Source organism: Aliidiomarina taiwanensis, assembly GCF_003987015.1.
In the GTDB taxonomy this organism is placed as follows: domain Bacteria; phylum Pseudomonadota; class Gammaproteobacteria; order Enterobacterales; family Alteromonadaceae; genus Aliidiomarina; species Aliidiomarina taiwanensis.
In genome coordinates, this window is record NZ_PIPQ01000002.1 from 216,418 (window position 1) to 234,289 (window position 17,872).

A 17,872-nucleotide genomic window follows, 5' to 3' on the forward strand; every position below is an offset into this window, starting at 1 on the left:
CTTTAAAAATTCCTTTCTAAACTGAAAATAATTCGGTCGTTTCCTCGGTACACCCCAAAGCCGGCTGTGGCGGTGGGGTTCTCGTTTCCACCAGAGCCCCAGTCGTAGAGTAGCCAACCGGGCGCTTGATACTCAAACTCAAACTCGCCAGGGGTATCGCCTGCAGTGGGGGCTTGCCAATATAAATCGCCGGGTTGTACGTCGCCATTGACGAGTGTGGCACCGGGCGCGCTAGCTGGTGTTGAGACGATACTACTCGCCCCGACCGGAGCTAAATTACTGGCGCTGATAGGCGTGCAGTTGTCTGCTAAGTTCTTCACGAAAAAGGCACCGTCCCAGTATTCGGAGCGTAATAGGACGTTGAGGTTTTCGTCTTCTGGGCCGTAGATGTTTTCTAACACCATGCGGCCATAGCGTAAGCTAAGTACACCGGAAAGGTCTTCAGTCGCGTCGGTAAATGGGTTGTCTTCAGCATTACTTATGGTTAGTTGAATGCGGGTGTCGCCAAAAGGCCCGTCGGGGGTATTGTCGGCACGTCGTGTGACTTCTGCATCAGTTAGGGCAACTTCATAAACGCCGTCAACCCAAGTTGCGCTGACATCGGCTATCAATCGGCCGGTAGGTAAGCCATTGGTGGTGTCGACGGCGGCTGCGCTAATAGCAGCGACGCCCGCATAGTTTGCATGGCCATAGTTTTGCACCAAGTCACCGCTCGCATTCACGGCATGTACGGTGAAATCAATGCCTATTTCAGGTTGCCCTAAATAACTAAAAGACTCTGCGACACTTGCGGCACAACTATTGGTTACCGCAGAGCTGGCAACTATAAAGTGGTGCGGGTAAAAACGACCGACGGTGGAAGCAGGCTTGATAGCGGTATCAACAACTCCCAGGTACTTACCACCCTTCAATGCGGCGGTTATGTTTACCGTGCCAGCTTCATTCCAAACAGCGCCTTCGCCAATAAGCCTACCAGGATTATCTTGGTCTGGAATGGTGCTTAAGTCTTCTACATCCAGGTCGCTAGGTTCACCATAGCCATCATTTGGAAATACAACCGAATCGAAAGCCACAGAGCCTTTTGCAGGTGTTGATTCTTTGCCAAAGCTCGGTGTTATATCGCCATTTGCATTCAGCGATTGGATAGCCACTTTGAAGGGCTCGCCAGCGGCTTTATAGCCGTGGCCTGTATCCGTTGTGGCAGCCACTGGATTACCGTCATCGTCTAGCCCCTGAACAGTCAGTGTGTGTGGTCGCACGACGTAAGAGCCTGTGCCTGAAAGCGTAACGTCAGGGTCGTCAATGCCTGGCTCGCCTGCATTAGGGGCTTCGTCTAAGTCGAGGGCGGCATGAATACGAATTTGGCCCACGTCCGTATAATTGGCATTAAAGGTTGCCGTACCTGAACTATCAAAACTGAGCGCAACACTGGTGTTCGCTATGCTGTCATCAAAAATATCACCGTTCCCCGTGTTGTTATACATGCTGAGCGGTTGACCATTCGCGGTAAAGCTTTGTCCTGCTGCGCAGGAGCCTGGGTTGCTACACTCCATACCCAAGCGCACGCTTTGTGTGCCAGTCGCACGGGCCATGCAGGCCCCGGTAGTGGTATTGGTTTCTATTGCACGTACAGTGACAGCCGTATCCACACCGGCGGTTGGTGAAGCAGCGCTTACTAATAGCCCAGCAGTTTTAAATAATATATCGCAAGAGGTGGCTGTTCCCGAGGCGTCCACGCATTGGGTTGTGTTGCCTGCTAAAGGCACTAGGTTGTTTAAGGAAACTGTCGTGCTTCCGCCTGGGACTAAGCTTAAACCATAGGTGCTTTCGCCCGTAGCAAAGGTGACAGCCGCAGTGTTTGAGTTTGTGCCATTCCAAACGGCAGCTGCCACATTAGACTGCAGTGTGCCCTCAACGGTGTTGGCATACACTGAAGAACAATCGGCATTTGCACACGCCTTTACTGTCACAGGCGCCGCATAACAGCTGACTAATTCTTGTTGCGGCAACACAATGCGGTAGTGGTGTACTTCGGGGTCTGGTGGAGCAATATTACAGCCTGAGGCTTCCAGTATTTGCTCGTAGGTGTCTACTTCGTCAAACGTGACTTTAACTTTCTCATCAAACTCGACTTCGCCGGCGCTAATAATGCCGCCTTCATAATGTACTTTTTCGTCAAGCTCGATATCTGTGTTGCTAAAGGGGCTATAGATAAATCCCGTAAACTTGCTCTTTTCACCTAGTTCGAGCTCTGCATCTGAGTAGAGAAAAATGCTCAAGCTAGCAACAGAGCCGTTGCTATGATTTATTTTTACATTTTCGTCCGTTTCGAATTCGTCCTTAATATAAAGACGCACGGTGGCACCGGGCTCTATGATGACTTCAGCGTTTTCGTCTAAATCTGCTGTTTTTATAAAGTAGTCGCCCGAGCCGAGGGTTAACTTTGCTTTTTCGTCCAGCTCAAGCGTATTAATATAATACTCTCCAGCAGCGAGGTAGAGTTTGTCGTTCTCACCCACTTCCACTTCATCAATGAAATATGTGCCGCCTTGGGTTGAAGTACTATTGTTGGTTGACTTTATTTTGTTGTAGCTACCTGGCGGGATATTCGACTCATTCGTTTTATTTATTGAGCCAGTACTGAAAGCAGGAAAAGTTGCCGGGTTTAAGGCGGGAAAAGTGGTGGGAACTGTGTCTACAACCCCTTGTGGTGTTGGCGTGTTCCCATTGCTGCCGGTAATATTAATATTATTTATTTTGGCTTTATCGTCGTATTCAAAGTCGGCGTCGCCTATCACACCGTAGCCAAGCATGGTGCTGAACTCGGCCGAGCAGCTAGCAATACCAAATGCGCCAGAGCCGCCAGGGGCCGAGCCTGAGCTTGATAAAGGTTGGCACTGACGAGCAAAGTTCGTTCTACTATTGCAATATATATCGCCAGCCACTGCGGAGTCATTGTTGCCGCCATTATTTTTTATTTTATCGGCGGTGGCGTCGCCGCTGATGCTACTTCCCGAGCCTATGTCAATTTCAGTGGTTGCGGTAACATTCCCAGTGACTGCCACAGAGCTGCTTGAAAGCTTGACTTTATAACCATCAATATCGCCTTCGACACTGCTGTTACTTCCAATGTCTATATCGTGGCCAATGATGTTGCCCGCAATCGTGTTATGCGCTTTGATATCGACTTCGCCAGAAACAAATATGTTACCGTTTATAGTGGAGTGACTATTTAGCTCTAGTTTTTTAGCAATAATATTGCCAGAGATCTGGCTGCTTGCGTTAATGGTGGTTTTTTCTGCGCTCGCCAAATGACCGGTGACTGAAGAGTCACTGCCTACCTTAATTTCTTTCGCACTGATGTCACCTTGAACAATATTGCGTGAGCCGAACTCAGCCTTATGACTAACAGCAATGTTGCCTGTAACAGCCGAGTCGCTGCCTACCTTGATTTCTTTTGCAGAAATACCACCTTGAATAATATTGCGCGATCCGAACTCCGTTTTATCACTAACGACAATGTCGCCTGTAATAGTCGAGTCGCTGCCTACTTTAATTTCTTCTGCATTGATGTCACCAACGATGGTGACTCCACTACCAGCCGTTAGCTTTTCCTGGACCGTTACGCTGCCGTGTATGCTGCTTTCGCCACCTAAAGAAACTTCTTTCGCTTCGACACTTCCTTTCAGCGAACCTTGATGGGCTAATTCAAACTTATTTGAAACGACAATATTCGCTTCTATGTCCACACCGCTATTGCTTATAAAGTCTTTGCCAACTTCTATTGAAAGCTTGTTGGGGCCGCCACCTAGGTTCACTTCTGCGTTACTGAACTTTGCATCGTTATTTACTTTTAGAGTGACATGGCTGCTACCTTGAATAATTACCTTGTCATCCCAGTTTAAATTTAGGCTGCTGCACGTTACGGTTTGCCCGCTGCTAGAGCAGTTATTAGGTAATGGGCCATTTGGCAGTGCATAAGTTGCGGCCTCTGCCACTCCTGCAAACAAAAACACCAAGGCTAAAACCCACTTTAATTTAACTCTCATCACGTGCCTCCACGAGTAGCTGGCGGGTGAAGCGCTGGTTGCCTATGGCGCATTGGCCGGTACTGAAAATGCGGAAATGCCGCCCAACATAAGGTGTCACGTCGGTTTGGTCACAGCGAATGGTGGTGGTGCAGTTGGCCAGTGCCGGCGCCGTAAACGTATACACACGATAAGCAGTGGTGTCTTTAATGTGACCAACCCGTGCGGGGCAGCTATCGACGGGAGCGTCGTGCGGGAAAAGTTCGGTTAAAAACACTTCGATGCCGCTTTGGGCTGCGTGGTAAGCACGGGCGCCATAGGTTTCAGTAACGCCTGCGGTGGCACTGTCGTTAAGTACGCGCACAAGTGCAGCACCGATCACGCTCATCACGACGATAATAAAAATAGCGACCATGAGGGCACTGCCCTGTTGTTGCTTTTGCTTATGGCACATTGGGAACAAACACCTCGTGTTGTATGCGTAATGGTTCGGTGTCATTGGCACGGCCGAAACGCAAGTCGAGTAGAACTAAGCTACTGCGCTGTAAGGTGGAAGCGGAAGCTGTAAAAGGAGCCTGGCTAGAGTCGGCTAGGTTATTATTCAGCTGCTTGGCCATCACTTCCATTGGCCCGCCTAGGCTGACTAACTGGCTTAAGCTACGCTGGTTATTATGGAAGCCATAGTCGCTGAAGCGTTGTAATTCCCCTGCGGGAGTAACGCACCAACTCACCGGTTGCTCGGTAATAAAGAAGCGGCGTGCGGGACTACTTTTGGGAAAATACTTCGGGTTGCCCACAAAGGAAAAAACAGACAGGTTGCTATTGCTGCTGTGGGGGGTGATGGTGTCGATAACCTTCCGGCGCGGCGAATTGCTGTTATAGACCATGGCTGCATTGGTGGCGTACACATATAAATACTGGCCAACCATGACGCTGCCGGGTTCGGCAATAGGGGTTACCCCTTCAAAGAATTTGTCTGACGAGGCCCCGGGTTGCGGTAACTGTACATAACTACTGCTGCTAATAATGGGAACCAGTTCAATACAGCTGCCATTGACATTGCTATCCACGCGAACACTACGGGGCAGGGCATTGCGCAGCTCTCGGCTTAAACGCTCTACAGCAAAGCGACTTTGGCTCATGAGCTGGTCTCGGCCGACGGCATCGGAAAATATTTTGGCGCCAAAGCCTAAATAGCTGAAGCTAAAGGTGCCTACAATACCGAGCAGGACAATGACAACAATAAGCTCAACGAGGGTAAAACCTTGACTGCGGTGAGTGGAGACCATTAGTAATTCCCCCTGAGCCCGCTGTAGTTATAAACTTGGCCTGTGGGTGCTGTTACGGCAATATCCACGCGCTTAAATAAGCTTGTGCCGGCTGCTACGCACGTGCCTTGGTTATCGCTATAACACAGGCTAATGCTGTAGGAGTACCCAGGATAACGGGCACTAAGGTCATCGCCGAGGCTGTTGGTCATGTTCGACAGGTCATGGTAGTCGTCTACGTCGTTATAGTTGTCGCGGGACTCGCTTTCAGGCCCAAGCACGAGGGAGCAGGGTGGAGCACTGATTTCGTTACAACGAACAGCCCCACCACTGTGGTCGCTGTTTTCGTCGAAGCTTTTGCTGGTGATTTCATTCATCAGCGCAATGCCAAGTTCGGCGGCGCGCATTTCAATGAGGGGCTCGACACTGCGCTTTGCCTGTGGAAATAGCAGGGTAGAAAGTAAAGAAAGTGCAATTCCCAGCGTCACAATGCCGATAATGATTTCGACCAGCGTAAAACCTTTTTCTCGTGTTATGCTGTGTGTCTGCATAGGTATGGTGCTATTCCGTATTCAATATGAACATTGTCTATGACAAGCATACAATGGAAATGAACAAATTCATATTGCAAGTGTGGTTAATTCTTGTACGGTATGGCGAGCGACTCTTATATTTGTCAGTATGTTACAAGCTAGGGTAATCAGATGAAAAGAAGCAAAAGACAGTCTGCCGGTTTTACCTTAGTCGAGCTGATTATTGTCATTGTGGTGATTAGTATTCTGGCTGTTACGGCGGTGCCACGCTTTATGGCAAACGACCCGAGTACTGAACTGGCGACGCTGGAAGCGCGGCTTATGGGGCTGCTGCGGTTGCAGCAGCAGCGAGCGATGCAAGACGGTGCGAGCTGTTGTTATGGCGTTACCTACGATGCGAATGCCATAACCTTGTCGGCGCCTGCTGGGGTGTCGCTGACGGCAGAAGCGGACCGTGTGATTCCCTTAGGCGACGCCAGTTTAACGGTGACCTCGAGTATTGTGGGAGTAAACACTGGCTTTACCTTTAATAGTAAAGGTTGCCCAGGGCCAGCCACCACGGGGTTGTGTGGTGTCGGCGCAGTCGAGCTCACCTTTGACTCGGGCGCTCAAAGCCGTTCTGTGTGCGTGCAATCGCAGGGTTATATTCGCCCGGGTGCCTGTTAGGTACTGGTGGCAGAGTGCGCTTAGTAAGTGGTATACTTTTAAGGTTCACCACAGTAAAACCGCTTGCTCCGACACCATGTGGTTGTTAAGTTAACTGTTTTTAAAGATAAAATAATTTATGGGACCCCTTCCGTATGTTCAAGAAGCTGCGTGGCGTATTTTCGAATGACCTATCGATTGACCTCGGTACGGCAAATACGATTATTTATGTGAAAGACAAAGGCATAGTGCTTGACGAGCCTTCCGTGGTTGCTATTCGGCAAGACCGTGTTGGTGGCATGAAAAGCATTGCAGCGGTAGGGCAGGCAGCGAAGCTTATGCTAGGCCGTACGCCAGGCAATATTAAAGCCATCCGGCCCATGAAGGACGGCGTGATTGCTGACTTTCATGTGACTGAAAAAATGCTGCAGCACTTTATTAAAGCCGTGCATGAAAATAATTTATTACGCCCTAGCCCTATGGTGCTGGTGTGTATTCCTTACGGTGCAACGCAAGTTGAACGCCGAGCTATTCGTGAGTCAGCGTTAGGGGCTGGTGCACGTCGCGTGTTACTTATTGAAGAGCCCATGGCTGCAGCGATTGGTGCCGACCTGCCTGTTTCGGAAGCTACCGGTTCAATGGTGGTGGATATTGGTGGCGGTACCACGGAAGTTGGTATTATCTCTCTAAACGGTGTGGTGTACTCTTCGTCTGTACGCATTGGTGGTGACAAGTTCGACGAAGCTATTATTAGCTATGTCCGTCGCCGCTACGGCTCTCTGATTGGTGAAGCAACAGCCGAGCGAATTAAACAAGAAATAGGCACGGCCTACGCCAGCGACGAAATTCTTGAAATTGAAGTGCGCGGTCGTAACCTAGCCGAAGGTGTACCACGTTCTTTCACGCTAACCAGTACGGAAATTTTAGAAGCGCTACAAGAGCCGCTGATGGGTATTGTGAGTGCTGTGATGGTCGCCCTTGAAAAAGCGCCGCCAGAACTTGCCTCCGACATTTCCGAGCGCGGTATGGTGCTGACCGGCGGGGGCGCCTTGCTACGAGATATCGACCGTTTGTTGATGGAAGAAACCGGTATTCCAGTGATTATTGCTGACGACCCACTGAGCTGTGTTGCACGCGGTGGCGGTAAAGCGTTAGAGCTTATCGACCAGCATGGCGGTGACCTGTTTAGCGAAGACTAAGCCGTGACACCGCTTTTTGCTCGTACAGTTTCACTGCGGCTTCGCTTAACGCTAGCTTTATTGCTGGCGTTTTTTCTTATTGTGCTAGACCACCGGTTGTCGGTCATGCAGCCAACGCGCATGGTACTGAACTCCATTGTAAGCCCAGTTCAGTACCTTGCCACCTTACCGGAACAAACCTTTTCGCGACTAAGTGAAAACCTGCAAAGTCGGCGACAAATGCGCCATGAGCTAAGCCAGCTGCGCACGCAAATGCTGGATATGCAGGGTGAAATGCAACGCTATCAGTTTTTAAAGCTGGAAAACGAGCGACTGCGTCGGTTACTCGCCTCCGATGCTCGTGAAGACAGTTTGCGTATGGTGACCGAGGTCATTGCTGTTGACGGCGACTCGTTTTTACATGAAGTGGTGGTGAACAAAGGCACAGTGAACGGCGTGTTCATTGGTCAGCCAGTGCTGGATGAAAATGGGGTGGTAGGGCAGATAAGTAGTGTTGGCCTAACCACCGCCCGAGTCTTGCTTATTTCCGATCAAAGCCATGCTATTCCGACTCGCTCTGAGCGCAGTGGTATTCGCGTGGTGGTGCAAGGGGTTGGTCAAACAAATGCGCTGGAAGTAATGCATGTGCCTCATTCCACAGAATTAGAGGTAGGTGACTTGTTGCTGTCTTCAGGGTTAGGAGGGGTCTTTCCAGAAGGCTACCCGGTGGCGGTGATTGAAGACATTGACCGCGACTTGACACTCCCTTTTGCACAGGTAACAGCCCGCCCTGTGGCTAGTTTAGACCGTATTCGTATGCTCCTATTGGTGTGGCAAGCAAGCGCAGAGCAGCAACCTGTGTACAACCCCGTGCAACAACTGCGCGAGCGCATGCGTGGCGAGGACAGTGAAAATGATAGTTGAGCCTATTAGTCTAGGGCAGCGTGGGGTGGTTTTAGCCACCCTAGTGATTGGATTAGTGCTGTCGTTAATGCCCATGAGTTTAGGCATGGCCGCTTGGCGACCTGACTGGCAGCTGCTGGTATTATTTTATTGGTTGTTGGCTTTGCCGCACCGGGTGAATATAGGCGTTGCGTTTATTTTGGGCGCCATTGTGGATGTTCTGCTAGGAACCACCCTGGGCATACACGCAGCTGCGTACTCTTTAGTAGCTTACCCTGTGGTCCGCCATTATCAGCGCTTGCGCCACTTTTCACTCTTGCAGCAGTCGAGCCTTATTGGCGTGTTAGTAGGCCTGGCGCGAGCCATTACCTTTATTATTGAACATTACTTAAACAATGCCACACTGCTGAGCAACTACTTTTGGCCAGTACTCAGTTCGGCGTTTGTGTGGCCTTGGTTGTATTTAATACTACGAAAAATTCGCCACAGGTTTCATATTCGATGAGTCGTTTAATATTGGCGTCGGCTTCGCCCCGACGCAAAGAGCTGCTAGCCAGCCTCTATGCAGACTTCGAAGCCTGCCCTGTAGGCATAGAAGAGCGGGCTTTGCCTGCTGAAAAGCCAGGGGATTATGTGCAGCGCTTGGCCTATGAAAAAGCCACCGCAGGAGTAGAACGGTTTGCGGCGGACAATGGGCAGGTTTGGGTGCTCGGCTCGGACACCATTGTGGTGAGTGGCGAAGCCATATTAGAAAAACCCCAGCACAAAGCAGACTTCGAACGCATGATGGGGCGACTTTCTGGGGCCACGCACCAAGTGATGACCGCTGTATGCTTGCGTAATACCGAGCGTGTGCTGAATGCTTGTGTGGTAACAGAAGTGAATTTTCGGCCTTTGTCGCAGTCTGATATAACAGCGTACTGGCAAACCGGCGAGCCTGCAGACAAAGCGGGCGGTTATGGTATTCAAGGGCTTGCTGCACGGTTTGTGCGCTCTATTTCGGGCAGTTATACCAGCGTGGTGGGGCTGCCCCTATGCGAAACGGAAGCGTTGCTAAATCAGGCTGGATTTAGAACGTCTATGTAAGCTGTAGATGAGGAGTGGGAATGACCGCAGAAGTATTGGTAAACGTAACACCAAGTGAAACGCGCGTTGCTATTGTAGAAAACGGTATTTTGCAAGAAATACACATTGAACGAGAGTCACGCCGCGGCTTGGTGGGCAATGTCTACGTGGGAAAGGTAAACCGCGTACTGCCAGGCATGCAGGCTGCTTTTGTTGATATTGGCTTAGAGAAAGCCGCTTTTCTACACGCCTCTGACATTTTCCAAAAAGACTGCGCCGACGAAGGTGCGCCCGCCAAAGACATTACCCAGCTTGTGCGCCAAGGCCAATACATTATGGTGCAGGTGCTAAAAGACCCGCTCGGTACCAAAGGTGCACGTTTAACCACTGAAATTTCTATTCCATCGCGTTACTTGGTGCTTATGCCACGTTCGGAGCATGTGGGCGTGTCGCAGCGAATTGAAACCGAAGAAGAGCGCGATCGGCTGCGTACGTTGGCCACGGACTATTCTGACAACGACGTGGGTTTTATTGTACGCACTGCAGCAGAAAAGGTGACGGAAGAAGAGCTAGCAGAAGACGCCAAGTTTTTACGTCGGCTGTGGGCTAAAATTCAAGAACGACGCAAAAAGAAAAGCAAGGGTGGTGTGCTTTACGAAGACTTAGGGTTGGCTGCGCGGGTATTACGGGACATGGTGGGTATTACCGTAGAGCGGGTGCGTATTGACTCGCGCTTGGCTTTCCAAGAACTAACAGACTTTGTGGAGTCGTTTATTCCCGAGCTTGTCAGCAAGCTTGAGGTATATGATGGGGAGCGGCCCATTTTCGACTTGTTCGATGTTGAAAACGAAATACAGCGGGCGTTAAACCGCCATGTTACGCTGAAGTCGGGCGGCAGTTTGATTATTGATCAAACGGAAGCCATGACCACCATAGACATTAATACGGGTGCGTTTGTGGGCCACAGAAACCTGGCCGACACTATTTTTAATACCAATATTGAAGCAACCCAGGCCATTGCACGGCAGTTACGACTGCGCAATTTGGGCGGCATTATTATTGTCGACTTTATTGATATGCAGAACGAAGACCACCGCCGCCGCGTGTTGCATAGCTTAGAGCAAGCACTTAACAAAGACAGAGCCCGTACCACCATTAGTGGCTTTACCTCATTAGGCTTGGTGGAGGTTACCCGGAAGCGTACCCGTGAAAGCTTAGAGCATGTGCTGGCCTCGGAATGTCCGGTGTGTCATGGCCGCGGTTCTATTAAAACCGTCGAAACTGTGAGCTACGAAATTATGCGCGAAATTGTGCGCGTAAACCGTGCGTATGACGCAGACGAGTTTATTGTGTATGCCTCGTCGGCGGTTGCTGAGCGCTTACTAAATGAAGAAACCCATGCCTTGGCTGAGTTAGAAATGTTTGTGGGAAAAAAAGTGAAGGTGCAAGTAGAACCTTTATATAGCCAAGAGCAATTTGATGTGGTGATGATGTAGTGAAAGCATGGCGTGCTTTGGCTTATTGTGTCAACAAACTGTGGCTGCTATTGGCAATACTTCTGGTCACGGCGGCCTTGCTACTGTCTGCTGTGCGCCTTTCTCTGCCCTACCTAGACCATTACCGCACGGATATTGAGCTCTTTATTCAAGAACACTATGGCCAAGAGGTCACAATAGGCGCACTGAATGCCCGCTGGACTCACTTTGGCCCCGCTTTGGTGCTTGAAGAAATGGCGTTGGTGACAGACGAGTCGCTGCCTTTTGAACTAGAGCTGGGCGAAGTGCAGGTGGTGCTTAGTTTTTGGCAAAGCCTAGCAGCGCGCCAGTTGGTATTCGAAGAGTTCGAATTAGACGATGTGGTGGTAGACATATATGCCCAAAAGCGGCAAACAGGAAACCTGCCCATTATTCGCGCTCTGGAAAACTTGTTGCTAAACCAGTTAGAGCATTTTGAGGTTCGCAATAGTACTTTAAATTTACACACGGCAGACGGCCGTGAACGTACCATACATATTGAAGGCTTGCGCTGGCTAAACCGCAGCGGTATGCGGCAAGCCACGGGCCGCTTTAGTGTGCCCGATGTCACCGCAAACCACTTAAACTTTATAGCTGAATTTGACAGTAAAAGTGAGCACGCACTAACGGGCAACTTATACGTTGAAGCCAGCCGTCTTGATATTTCCCCTTGGATAGCCCAGCTCACCTCAACTGCCGACATTGTCCGAGCAGAATTTAACTTGCGCGGTTGGATTGAGTTCGAAAATGCACGCTTTATTCATGGGCAGGTGCATTTCGACAAAAACCACTTGGAGTGGCAACGAGGCACGGACACGCACACCCTTTCCACCAGCGCCACCACCTGGCTATTAACCCCGCAAGAAGGGGGCTGGCTGATGAACTCTGAACCCTTGCAAGTAACGATTGACGGACAAGCGTGGCCCATTGCTGCGGTGGCTTGGGAATACCAAGACGGGCAGCACCTATGGAACCTCGACACGCTAGAAATACGCAACTTTGGGCCTGTGTGGAGTTTATTTGGTTCGCCCGGTGAAGAAGTTCGGCAGTGGTCGTCGGGTTTACAGCCTCAAGGCCATATAGAAGCCTTTAAGGTGCGCTTGTCGCCACAGCGTGAGTGGCAGTTTTATGTGCAAGCCAACGACCTTTCCTGGCAGCACCATAGAGGTATACCAGGAGTTTCCGGATTAAGCTTTGAGTTTTGGAGCGACGCCCAGCGTGGCCGCTTTGAAATAAAAGGCGAGGATGTGTCTTTATTATTTCCAAGTACCTTCAAGCAGGCGCAAGAATTAAGCCGGTTGGAGTGGAGCGGTTATTGGGAGCGAGACGCCAGTGGCTGGAGCTTACGCATACCTAACGCACGGATCAGTTTACCTCAGTTCGACTTAATTCAAGACTTTCGTTTAGCGGGCGGAGAGGGCAAAACACCGACAGTAGAATGGGCCGTGGGTACCTCGTCACGCAATATGCCAGCCCTTAATGCTTTGGCTTACTTGCCGTTACAGCTAGGGGACAAACTCAATGGATACTTGCGACAAGCAATTAACGAAGGCGTGCTTGACGAACTCAGTATGGTCTGGCGCGGAAGCTTAGTGGACTTTCCTTACAAAGCGGGGGAAGGGGTCTTCCAAGCAAAAGCGGCATTAACCAACCTGAACTTTAGTTTTCGAACCGACTGGCTACCCCTAGAGGCGGACCGGGCAGTTGTTTACTATCAAAATGAGACCTTACGTATTAATGCAGCGCAAGCAAGTATTGGCGGTGTGGCGGCACGCAATGTGCAAGTGCGCTTGCCAGAACTCCTTTCAGCAGAGCGTTGGATGCATGTAAGCGCTGAAGTAGCGGGCAATGCTGCGGCGGCGCAGCAGGTATTTGCCCATAGTTCGTTAAAAGACTCGGTGGGCGCTGCTTTAGAGCAGGTGGTAGCCCATGGCGACATCAGTGGCCAGTTTCAGCTTTCCGTGCCCTTTTTTGATGGCGCCGACACGCAGCTAGAAGCCAGTGTTTCTTTGATGCCTCAACGAATACATTTTGCTGCTATCAATACAGATTTGGAGAACGTTTCAGGACTATTGCGCATTCGTAATGGGGGCCTGAGCTTTCAGCCAGAAACGGCTGAGTGGCATGGTATTCCGCTCACACTTGCAGTAACCGGGACTCCAACTGAACAGGGCTACCAGGTGGCGGCAGACGTGCGTGGCGAATGGGGCATGACTGCAGTTGCCGATGCGTTCCCAGCCGCACCTGTGTTGCAACATATGTCTGGAGAAATAGCCACAACGGCAACATTTGAGATGAACCTACATAAGGAAACTGGGTTCGATTACCTGTGGGATATGCGCACAAACTTAACCGGGGTTGAAAGCAAACTGCCAGAGCCATTTCATAAACAGCCGGGGGAAATCTGGTTTTGGCAAACCCAGCTTGCAGGCGATAACGAAGGTTTGCGTTTAACCACGGGCATTGAAAATGTAGTTAGCCTTGAAGGGCGTTTAACCTTGGGTGAAAAGGGGTTCCATGCGGCTCAAGTGCGAGTAGGCCCAGTGCCGGAGAAACCTTTGCCGGAGCAAGGGTTAGCTCTGCATGTAAAAAGCGAACAAGTGGATATAGCCCAGTGGCTGACCCTTTTCAATCGTTGGGAAGAAACGGTAGAGGCACTACCCGCAGCGGACACACCGAGCACGAGCCTGTTGAGTTACTTACCTGAAAGCAGTCAGTTTACAGCGGATATTGCGACCTTAAATGCGTGGACTCAGCGTTTTCATACGGTGGATGTGGATTTAACGAAGCAAGATAGTCATTGGTTTGGTCAGCTCAATGCAGACGAAACCCGTATGACGCTGGACTATGCAGAGCACAGCGACGCCATTCGAGTGAATGCGGACTTCCTTGAGCTTTCAGCCTTTACCAGCGAGCAGGATGATGCTGCAAACGAGGAGAAGCCAATAGTACCTGAGCGGGGCTTGGTGGAAAGCAATTGGTTGGCGCGCATACCCGCCATTGAAATGACCTGCCGTATTTGTCGCTACGATGGTAAAGACCTAGGTCGCGTTACCTTTGGCTTAGATGGTAGGTTTGAGGGCGAGCAACTGCGCCATTTACGGCTGCTGAAGTCGGGCACGCGCTTGGACCTAAAAGGGGGCTGGACGGTGCAGAATGAGCGGGTTGCAAGCCACATTGAAGGGGAATTTAATACCAGCAATATTAGTGCTCTGCTATTAGGATGGGGCACAAATTCTGTGGTGCAAGACTCGGCTGTGAACGTGAAAGGGAGCCTAGGCTGGAGTGGCAGCTTAGTTGAACTAAACCGCGAAACCCTGAACGGTAACCTAACTTACACACTTGGGGCTGGGTACCTACGGGACGTGAATGACGGTGGTGCTCGGCTTCTTTCGGTTCTAAGCTTAGAAAGCATTTTGCGTAAGTTAACTTTGGATTTTCGTGACATATTCGCTCGCGGCATGTTCTATTCCAGCTTTGGTGGCACCCTCGATATTCACCAGGGCACTGTCAGCACCTCAGACACAGAAATGATAGGCGCAGCAGGGGACTTAACCGTAGCCGGCACCACAGACTTGGTGACCGAAGCGCTGGACTACCAGCTCTCGTTTACGCCGAAAGTCACCTCGAGTTTACCCGTGTTATTGGCTTGGATGATTAACCCGCCCAGTGGTTTAGCCGCCTTGGTGATCGACCGGGTACTGCATGAAGCCAAGGTTATTTCACGCTTGGAGTATCAGGTGTCGGGTACAGTCAGTGCTCCTGTGGTTACAGAAGTGAAGCGGGACGCGAAAAACGTGGAATTGCCAGAAGAAGAGTTGCGTAAATTAGAAGAAACATTAGAGCAACCTGAGCCAGATGAAACGCAAGGCCTTCCCGAGACAATGGATGAGGAGCAAGAGCATGGCAACGGTTAGTGTGTTGCAAATGAATTCAGGCGCCACCTGGGCAGAAAACAAAGCCAAAGTGGAAGCCTTGTTTGCACAGCTTCCAGCAGCACGGCCCCAGTTGGTGTTACTTCCGGAAGCGTTTTCATGTTTCGGTGCGGGTGAAGCGAATATACGCCAACACGCCGAGCCCTTGGGGCAAGGTCCCGTGCAAGAGTATTTGTCAGCCCTAGCGAAGCAACATAATGTGTGGGTGTTAGCAGGAACCTTACCTATTTTGTCGGGCACTCGGTATGCGGCTGCATCACTGCTATTTAATGCGCAAGGGGCGCAATGCGCGCGCTATGACAAGTTGCACTTATTCGATGCGGCAGTTGCAGATAACACCAAGCAGTACCGGGAGTCTAGATATACACAACCTGGTTCGCAGGTGCGTGTGGTAGACACGCCTTTTGGTCGTTTAGGTATGGCAATTTGTTATGATGTGCGCTTTCCTGAGTTATTCAGGCAGCTACGTACTGAAGGTGCTGAGTTAATTAGTTTACCTTCTGCGTTTACCAAGGTCACAGGCAAGGCCCATTGGGATATTCTGATTCGTGCGCGGGCGATTGAAAACCAAGTGTATATGCTGGCGCCAAACCAATGGGGTGAGCATGCCGATGGCCGAGAAACCTGGGGACACTCCATGATTGTCGACCCCTGGGGCGTGGTCGTTGCGCAGCAAAGCAGCGGGGAGGGTATTGCCTCGGCGACCCTAGATATGAAAGCATTAGAGGCAGTGCGGGCAAATATGCCAGTATTAGCGCACAATCGATTTGAGGTACGGTTTATACATGAATGAACAACAGCACATAGAAGAGCAAGTAGCCGAGACGCTACTGACACCCCATGGCTTAGACATAGCAGGCTTGCAGCGGGGCTTGCAGTCCATGTATTCGGGGAGTTTAGACTTTGCGGATATTTTCTTGCAGAACAGTGTGCATGAAACCTGGTCGCTTGAAGACAGTATTGTGAAAGGGGGTAGCTTCTCCATTGAAGCCGGCCTTGGCGTGCGTGCTATTACCGGTGAGAAAACGGGGTTTGCCTATGCGGACACGATTTCAAACCAGTCCCTTAGCGACGCCGTGGCAGCTGCGCGCGGCATTACGGAAGCAGGCCAAGAGCGCCAAGTGAAGGTGCTCACCAATACGGAGTTTTCGCCCCTATATTTGTCGGAGAACCCGCTACAAAGCCTGGCAGAAGCCCAGAAAATAGACCTGCTACAACGTATGGACAAACAAGCACGTAAGCTTGATCCGCGTGTGTGTGAGGTGTCTGTTAGTTTGACCGGCGTATGGGAACACATGCTGGTGGCGGCAACGGACGGCACCCTCGCGAGCGATGTGCGACCCTTGGTACGCTTGAACTGCACTGTGCTGGTTGAACAAAACGGTCGCCGCGAGCGCGGCAGTGCCGGCGGGGGTGGCCGCGTCGACTATGAGTACTTTTTACTAACAGAAGGCGACGGTAAGCCGCGTTATGTGGCCATGGTGGAAGAAGCTGTGCGCCAAGCATTAGTGATGCTTGAGGCACAACCAGCGCCGGCGGGCACCATGCCTGTGGTACTAGGGGCCGGCTGGCCGGGTGTCCTACTGCATGAAGCGGTAGGGCATGGTTTAGAAGGGGACTTTAACCGCAAAGGCGCGTCTGCCTATTCCGGCCGTATTGGTGAGCAGGTGGCCGCAAAAGGCTGCACCATAGTAGACGATGGCACCTTAGCCAACCGCCGAGGCTCCTTGAGTGTCGACGACGAAGGCACACCGAGTGGCCACAACGTATTAATAGAAGACGGGCGCTTAGTGGGCTATATGCAAGACAAAATGAACGCGCGCCTTATGGGCGTTGCGGCGACCGGAAACGGCCGCCGAGAGTCTTACGCACACTTACCGATGCCACGCATGACCAACACTTACATGCTTGGGGGTGACTATGATCGCGAAGAAATTATTAGCAGCGTCAAGCAGGGTATTTATGCCCCGCAGTTTTCGGGCGGTCAGGTAGACATTACCTCGGGTAAGTTTGTGTTTAGTGCTTCGGAAGCGTATTTAATTGAAGACGGCAAAATAACCACACCGATTAAGGGGGCAACCTTGATTGGTAATGGCCCAGAAGCCATGTCGCAAGTGTCTATGGTGGGTAACGACTTAGCGCTTGATAAGGGCATAGGCGTGTGTGGTAAGAATGGGCAAAGTGTGCCGGTTGGCGTGGGCCAACCGACATTGAAGATAGATGGTATGACAGTGGGTGGTACCGACTAGGCTTGAGAGACCTCGCGAAGGTACTTGAATAACTCGCGCGCGGCAGTAGGTGGCTTGTTGGTTTCAGCTTGCTTTTGCGCCGTGCGAATAAGCTGGCGAAGGTGCTGGCGGTCGATATGGGGCCATTGCTCTAGCACGTCGTGTAAAGCGGCGTCGCCTTCGCTAATAAGCCGGTCGCGCCACTGCTCGAGCGCATGGAAATGCTTTTGTTCTACCAAGTACGCTTGCTGGCGTGCGTCCATGGCGTCGAGAATAGCTTGGGCGTCGCTGGAGCGAATGAGTTTGCCAATGTATTGAATTTGGCGCTTAAACGCAGCGTGCTTGTTGCGTACCCGTTGGGCAAGCTTAATGGCTTCCATTAAGGAGCTTGAAATGGGTAAGCCGGCCAACTCGTGTGGCGACATGTCCACCAACTGCCGACCTAAGTCGGTTAGGGCAAGCACTTCACGTTTTCGCTCCGACTTACTTGGGCGCAAATCGTCATCCATTAGAGTTTTGTCTTCAGACATATAATTTTCCGTCATTCGTGCAGCAATTGGGTATGAATGCTACAT

The 17,872-nt window shown here is 50.9% G+C and carries 14 protein-coding genes; 9 read left to right on the forward strand and 5 right to left on the reverse strand.

The window, feature by feature from the left end; translation table 11 throughout:
- Positions 1–2 precede the first annotated feature (2 nt).
- From CWE15_RS05350 to CWE15_RS05365, 4 genes are read right to left on the reverse strand one after another with little or no spacing between them, the layout of a single operon-like run.
- Positions 3–4,049: a DUF6701 domain-containing protein gene (locus CWE15_RS05350; protein WP_126757050.1), complete on the reverse strand. Its 4,047-nt coding sequence runs from the start codon at positions 4,047–4,049 to the stop codon at positions 3–5.
- Complete coding sequence (locus CWE15_RS05355; protein ID WP_126757051.1) at positions 4,039–4,482, reverse strand: pilus assembly PilX N-terminal domain-containing protein; 444 nt, start codon at positions 4,480–4,482, stop codon at positions 4,039–4,041. The genes CWE15_RS05350 and CWE15_RS05355 overlap by 11 nt, the downstream gene beginning before the upstream one ends.
- Positions 4,472–5,317 (reverse strand): PilW family protein, encoded by an 846-nt coding sequence (locus CWE15_RS05360; protein WP_126757052.1) that lies wholly within the window; start codon positions 5,315–5,317, stop codon positions 4,472–4,474. The genes CWE15_RS05355 and CWE15_RS05360 overlap by 11 nt, the downstream gene beginning before the upstream one ends.
- Positions 5,317–5,847 (reverse strand): type II secretion system protein, encoded by a 531-nt coding sequence (locus CWE15_RS05365; RefSeq protein ID WP_126757053.1) that lies wholly within the window; start codon positions 5,845–5,847, stop codon positions 5,317–5,319. The genes CWE15_RS05360 and CWE15_RS05365 overlap by 1 nt, the downstream gene beginning before the upstream one ends.
- A 153-nt stretch (positions 5,848–6,000) precedes the next feature.
- Here CWE15_RS05365 and CWE15_RS05370 point away from each other — a divergent pair, with 153 nt between their 5' ends.
- The 9 genes from CWE15_RS05370 (at position 6,001) to tldD (ending at position 17,318) form a co-directional block, all read left to right on the forward strand.
- Positions 6,001–6,495, forward strand: coding sequence for a prepilin-type N-terminal cleavage/methylation domain-containing protein (locus CWE15_RS05370; protein WP_126757054.1), 495 nt, complete (start codon positions 6,001–6,003; stop codon positions 6,493–6,495).
- Between the two features lie 134 nt (positions 6,496–6,629).
- Positions 6,630–7,673, forward strand: coding sequence for a rod shape-determining protein (locus CWE15_RS05375; protein WP_126757055.1), 1,044 nt, complete (start codon positions 6,630–6,632; stop codon positions 7,671–7,673).
- Between the two features lie 3 nt (positions 7,674–7,676).
- On the forward strand, positions 7,677–8,576 hold the full coding sequence (gene mreC / locus CWE15_RS05380; RefSeq protein ID WP_126757056.1) for a rod shape-determining protein MreC: 900 nt from the start codon (positions 7,677–7,679) through the stop codon (positions 8,574–8,576).
- Entirely contained in the window at positions 8,566–9,060 is a 495-nt protein-coding gene (mreD, locus tag CWE15_RS05385; protein WP_126757057.1) for a rod shape-determining protein MreD, read from the forward strand. Before mreC ends, mreD begins: the two co-directional genes overlap by 11 nt.
- Positions 9,057–9,641, forward strand: coding sequence for a Maf family protein (locus tag CWE15_RS05390; RefSeq protein ID WP_126757058.1), 585 nt, complete (start codon positions 9,057–9,059; stop codon positions 9,639–9,641). The genes mreD and CWE15_RS05390 overlap by 4 nt, the downstream gene beginning before the upstream one ends.
- A 20-nt stretch (positions 9,642–9,661) precedes the next feature.
- On the forward strand, positions 9,662–11,116 hold the full coding sequence (gene rng / locus CWE15_RS05395; protein ID WP_126757059.1) for a ribonuclease G: 1,455 nt from the start codon (positions 9,662–9,664) through the stop codon (positions 11,114–11,116).
- Entirely contained in the window at positions 11,116–15,051 is a 3,936-nt protein-coding gene (locus CWE15_RS05400) for a YhdP family protein (RefSeq protein WP_126757060.1), read from the forward strand. Before rng ends, CWE15_RS05400 begins: the two co-directional genes overlap by 1 nt.
- The gene (locus tag CWE15_RS05405) at positions 15,038–15,862 is read left to right on the forward strand and encodes a carbon-nitrogen hydrolase family protein (protein WP_126757061.1); all 825 of its coding nucleotides are present in this window, start codon (positions 15,038–15,040) and stop codon (positions 15,860–15,862) included. The genes CWE15_RS05400 and CWE15_RS05405 overlap by 14 nt, the downstream gene beginning before the upstream one ends.
- A complete protein-coding gene (tldD, locus tag CWE15_RS05410; RefSeq protein WP_126757062.1) occupies positions 15,855–17,318 on the forward strand; it encodes a metalloprotease TldD in 1,464 nt (487 codons plus the stop codon). Before CWE15_RS05405 ends, tldD begins: the two co-directional genes overlap by 8 nt.
- Here the strand turns inward: tldD and yjgA are convergent.
- Positions 17,315–17,827: a ribosome biogenesis factor YjgA gene (gene yjgA / locus CWE15_RS05415; protein WP_157980717.1), complete on the reverse strand. Its 513-nt coding sequence runs from the start codon at positions 17,825–17,827 to the stop codon at positions 17,315–17,317. The two genes, tldD and yjgA, sit on opposite strands and share 4 nt — an antisense overlap.
- Positions 17,828–17,872 lie beyond the last annotated feature (45 nt).